The 4,781-nt window shown below is 76.1% G+C and carries 5 protein-coding genes; 3 read left to right on the top strand and 2 right to left on the bottom strand.

Features of this window, described 5'->3' with window-relative positions; all coding sequences use genetic code 11:
* Window positions 1-801 (bottom strand): glycerate kinase (locus ICW40_RS18030; protein WP_221655383.1); only part of this gene is annotated, 801 nt, incomplete at its 3' end.
* Between the two features lie 35 nt (window positions 802-836).
* Here ICW40_RS18030 and nadA point away from each other — a divergent pair.
* The 3 genes from nadA to ICW40_RS18015 are packed head-to-tail and all read left to right on the top strand — an operon-like array spanning window position 837 to window position 3,213.
* Window positions 837-2,036, top strand: coding sequence for a quinolinate synthase NadA (gene nadA, locus ICW40_RS18025; protein ID WP_221655382.1), 1,200 nt, complete (start codon window positions 837-839; stop codon window positions 2,034-2,036).
* Window positions 2,037-2,039: 3 nt separating this feature from the next.
* Window positions 2,040-2,639, top strand: coding sequence for a DJ-1/PfpI family protein (locus ICW40_RS18020; RefSeq protein WP_221655381.1), 600 nt, complete (start codon window positions 2,040-2,042; stop codon window positions 2,637-2,639).
* 43 nt (window positions 2,640-2,682) lie between these two features.
* Window positions 2,683-3,213, top strand: coding sequence for an acyl-CoA thioesterase (locus tag ICW40_RS18015; protein WP_221655380.1), 531 nt, complete (start codon window positions 2,683-2,685; stop codon window positions 3,211-3,213).
* A gap of 22 nt (window positions 3,214-3,235) precedes the next feature.
* Here the strand turns inward: ICW40_RS18015 and ICW40_RS18010 are convergent, their stop codons facing one another.
* Complete coding sequence (locus ICW40_RS18010) at window positions 3,236-4,651, bottom strand: dipeptidase (RefSeq protein WP_221655379.1); 1,416 nt, start codon at window positions 4,649-4,651, stop codon at window positions 3,236-3,238.
* Between the last annotated feature and the right edge of the window lie 130 nt (window positions 4,652-4,781).

The following is a 4,781-nucleotide window of genomic DNA, read 5'->3' as shown; positions in this document are numbered from 1 at the left end:
GCCCGGACGGCCCGCGGCGCCCGTCGACCCGCCCCGCGGGGGGGCCGCGGCGAGGAGGTCCCGGCGCACGCCGTCGTCGGCCACGACCGAGCCGACGACGTCGACGAGGTGGCCGAGGGCGCGCTCGAGCTCCTGCGCCTGCTCGGGCGTCGCGCCCTTCTGCTCGGCGAACCCGGCGCTCGCGCCGTGCAGCCCGAGGAGGGGCACGTCCACGTCGACGGCCGCGACCAGGTCGACACCGGCCGTCCGCCGCCGGAGCTCCGCCAGCCCGTCGAGGTCCGCGGGCGTGGTCTCGCCGAGCGCGCCGCCCCCCGCCCGGAGCACCGGGGCGGCGAGACCCAGCCCGGCGAGCACGCCCGCGCCCGCGTCGTTCGTCGCCGAACCGCCGAGCCCGACGACGACGCGCGAGGGCGCGAGGTCGAGAGCGGCCGCGAGGAGCTCGCCGAGGCCGACCGACGTCGTGCGGGTGGGGTCCCGCCGCACGGGCGGCACGAGGTGGAGGCCGACGGCCTGCGCCGACTCGACGTAGGCCGTCGGGCCGGCGGCCGTCTCGACGACGAGGACGAGCGCGGGCGTCGGGTCGCCGAGCGGTCCGGCGACGGTGACCGGCACGAGCTCGCCGCCGAGCGCGGCGTGCACGACCTCGAGGAACCCCGGCCCCCCGTCGGCGAGCGGGAGGAGCGTCACGTCGTCGTGCGGAGCACCCCGGCGCCAGCCCTGCGCGATCGCCTCGGCGGCGGCGCGTGCGCCGAGCGTGCCCGTGAAGCAGTCCGGGGCCACGAGGATGCGCACGCGGACCATCCTGCCGCAGGCCCGGCTGTGGGAAGATCGCGGGCGTGAGCACCGTCACGCCCCGTTTCGCCGAGCCGTCGCCGTCGGCCGCGCTCCTGCTCCTCGGCAACCGCTCGGACCTCGCCTCCGAGCGCGGCGTCGAGTGCGTCGGCGCGCTCCCCGAGCCCGGTGACCCCGAGCTCGTCGACCGCGCCCGCGCTGCGCGCGCCGCCCTGGGCGACCGGGCCTTCGTGCTCGGTCACCACTACCAGCGCGACGAGGTGATCGCCTTCGCCGACGTCACGGGCGACTCGTTCAAGCTCGCGCGCGAGGCGGCCGCCCGGCCGGACGCCGAGTACGTCGTCTTCTGCGGCGTCCATTTCATGGCGGAGTCGGCGGACATCCTCACGGCGGACTCGCAGGCCGTCGTGCTGCCGGACCTGGCGGCGGGCTGCTCGATGGCCGACATGGCGGGCATCGGTCAGGTCGAGGAGGCGTGGGACGTCCTGACCGACGCCGGCCTGGCCGAGCGCACGGTCCCCGTGACGTACATGAACTCGACGGCGGCGATCAAGGCCTTCACGGGCCGTCACGGCGGCACCGTCTGCACCTCGTCCAACGCTCAGGTCGCGCTGCGGTGGGCGTTCGACCGGGTGGGCGGCGTCGACGGCGACGGCGCCGTGCTGTTCATGCCGGACCAGCACCTGGGTCGCAACACGGCGGTGCGCGAGCTGGGCCTCGACCTCGACGACTGCGTGGTGTTCGACCCGCGCAAGCCCGGCGGCGGCCTGAGCGAGCGCCAGCTCGCCGAGGCCCGGATGATCCTGTGGCGCGGCCACTGCTCGGTGCACGGACGGTTCTCGGCCCAGAACGTGGCCGACGTGCGCGCCGCCGTCCCGGGCGTCACGGTCCTCGTGCACCCCGAGTGCAAGCACGAGGTCGTCGAGGCCGCGGACATGGTGGGTTCGACGGAGTACATCATCCGCGCGCTGTCGACGGCCGAGCCGGGCAGCGCCTGGGCCATCGGCACCGAGCTCAACCTCGTGCGGCGCCTCGCGCAGCAGCACCCCGAGCTGCGGGTGCACTACCTGGACGCGACCGTCTGCTTCTGCTCGACCATGAACCGGATCGACCTCCCCCACCTCGTCTGGGCGCTCGAGTCCCTCGCGGACGGCCGCCTCGTGAACCGCGTCGTCGTCGACCCCGACGACGCGCACTGGGCGCGGGTCGCGCTCGACCAGATGCTCGCGCTGCCCGGGATCTGACCGGTGGCGACGGGGCGGCCCGTGCGGGTCGGGATCTTCGTGTTCGACGACGCCGAGGAGCTCGACGTCGTGGGCCCGTACGAGGTGCTCGCGGCCTGGGCACCCCACAGCGAGCTCCGGCCCGACGTCGTGACCTTCTCCGCGGACGGCGCGGGCGTCCGGCTCGCCAAGGGTCTGCGGATCGTGCCCGACCACTCGGCGGCCGACGTCGGCGCCCTGCACGTGCTGGTGTACCCGGGCGGCCGCGGCACGCGTGCCCTCGCGAGGGACCCGGAGCACCTCGCGTGGGTGCGACGAATGCGCTCGACGACCGCCCTCATGACCTCGGTCTGCACGGGCGCCCTGGTCTACGCCGCCGCCGGCCTCCTCGCCGGCCGACCGGCCACGACGCACCACGCGGCGTTCGACGAGCTCGCCGCCCTCGAGCCCGCCGTGCTGGCGGACACCGAGGCGCGCTACGTGGACGACGGCGACCTCGTGACCTCTGCGGGCGTCTCGGCCGGGATCGACATGGCGCTGCACCTCGTCGCGCGGCTCGAGTCGGTCGAGGTGGCCCGTGCCGTCCGGGCGGACATCCAGTACGACCCGGCACCGCCGGTATGAGCCGCCGCCCGGGGACCGCACCGACGCCGGGCGGTGCGCCGTGGTGACCCGGCAGGTCCGCCTCGCACTCGCCGTCCGGTTCCCGCGCGCCGCCGTGCCGGGCCAGGGGCTGTTCGACCCGTCGGTGACGACGATGCGCGTCGGTCCGGCCGACCTCGACGTGTACCTGCACGTCAACAACGGCGTCTACCTGCAGATGATGGACCTCGCGCGCACCAACCTGCTCGCGGACCTGGGCGCGCTGCGCCTTCTCGCCGAGCGCGGCTGGTACCCCGTCGTCGTCGCGTCGACCATGACGTACCGGCGCTCGCTGACCCTCGGCGAGCGCTTCACGATCACCACGACGGTGCTCGGCTGGGACCCGCGCGTGGTGTACCTGGAGCAAGTGTTCACGCGGGGCGCCGAGCAGGTCGCCCGCGGCGTCGTCGCCGGCCGCTTCCTCTCCCGCTCGGGCGGCCGCGTGCCCGCGCCCGACGTCGCCGCGCTGCTCGGCCACGAGGCGCCGAGCCCGGACCTGCCGCCCGACGTGGCGGCGTGGGCGCGCGCGTTCGACGTCGCGCACCGCGAGGCCTGAGCCTGCGCCGGACGGTGCCCGCTCAGGCGCCGGCGACCCGGCTGAGCAGCAGCGCCTCGGCGAGCACGACCCGCTCGAGCTCGGCGAGGTCGACCGACTCGTCGGCACCGTGCGCACGCGAGTCCGGGTCCTCGACGCCCGTCACGAGGATGGACGCGTCGGGGAACACCTCGAGCAGGTCGGCGATGAACGGGATCGAGCCGCCCACGCCGATGTCGACCGGCGGGGTGCCCCAGGCGTCCTCGAACGCGCGCCGCGCCACCTGCATCGCGGGCGAGTCGGCCGGCGCGCGGAACGCCTTGCCGAGCTCGCCCAGCTCGACCGTCACCTGCGCACCGAACGGCGCGTGGCCGACGAGGTGCTCGCGCAGCGCGTCGTACGCGGCCTGCGGGTCCTGGCCCGGGGCGATCCGCAGCGAGAGCTTGGCCCGCGCGCTGGGCGCGATCGTGTTGGACGCCTGCGCGACGCTCGTCGCGTCGATCCCGATGACCGACAGGGCGGGCTTCGTCCAGAGCCGTCCGGTGAGCGTGCCCGTACCCGCGAGGCGCACGCCCGGCAGCACGGACGCGTCCGCACGCAGCGCCGCCTCGTCGTAGTCGACCTCGGGCTCGGGCCCGGTCACGAGCCCCGCGACCGCGACGCTCCCGTCGTCGTCGTGCAGGGTCGCGATGAGGCGGGCGAGCAGGGTCGGGGCGTCGAGGACCGCGCCGCCGAACATGCCGGAGTGCACGGCGTGCTCGAGCACGCGCACCTCGACCGTGCAGTCGACGAGACCACGGAGGCTCGTGGTGAGCGCCGGCACGCCGACGCGCCAGTTGGTCGAGTCGGCGACGACGATGACGTCGGCCTCGAGCAGGTCGCGGTGCGTCGTGAGGAAGTCGACGAACGTCGGCGAACCGACCTCCTCCTCCCCCTCCGCGAACACCGTGACGCCCACGGCCAGGTCGTCGCCGAGCGCCCGCAGCGCGCCGACGTGCGCGACGATCCCCGCCTTGTCGTCGGCCGCACCGCGGCCGTAGAGGCGCCCGTCGCGCTCGGTCGGCTCGAACGGCGGCGTCGACCAGGCGTCGGCCGCACCGGGCGGCTGGACGTCGTGGTGCGCGTACAGCAGGACCGTCGGGGCGCCGTCGGGCGCGGGCCGGCGCGCGACCACGGCCGGTCGGCTGACCGTCCCGTCGGACGCGGTGGCCGTGAGGACCTGGACCTCCGGCATGCCCGCGTCGCGCAGCAGGGCGGCCACGGCGGCGGCGCTGTCGGCGACGTGCGCCTGGTCGAATGCGGGGCTCGACACGCTCGGGATGCGCACGAGCGCCTCGAGGTCCGAGCGCAGGGCGCCGAAGCCGTCGGCGACGCGGCGGCGGAGCGTCTCGACGTCGGGCGGCGGGGTGGGGCCTGAGGCGGGGACGGCGGGCTGGGCGGGCGTCGAGGCGTCGGTCACACGTCCACGCTACCTGCGCGCTCGACTACCCTGAGCGCGTGCTGTCCCGCAACCGCCCCACGCCGCCCCCCGCCGAGCCGACCCGCCCCGCAGGTCCCCCGGCCGGCCCGGGCTCGGCCAAGGGCCGGCC

The organism is Actinotalea ferrariae (assembly GCF_019733465.1).
Taxonomy (GTDB): domain Bacteria; phylum Actinomycetota; class Actinomycetes; order Actinomycetales; family Cellulomonadaceae; genus Actinotalea; species Actinotalea ferrariae_A.
The sequence above is the reverse complement of the archived record's forward strand: the minus strand, read 5'-3'. Positions and strand labels throughout refer to the sequence as shown.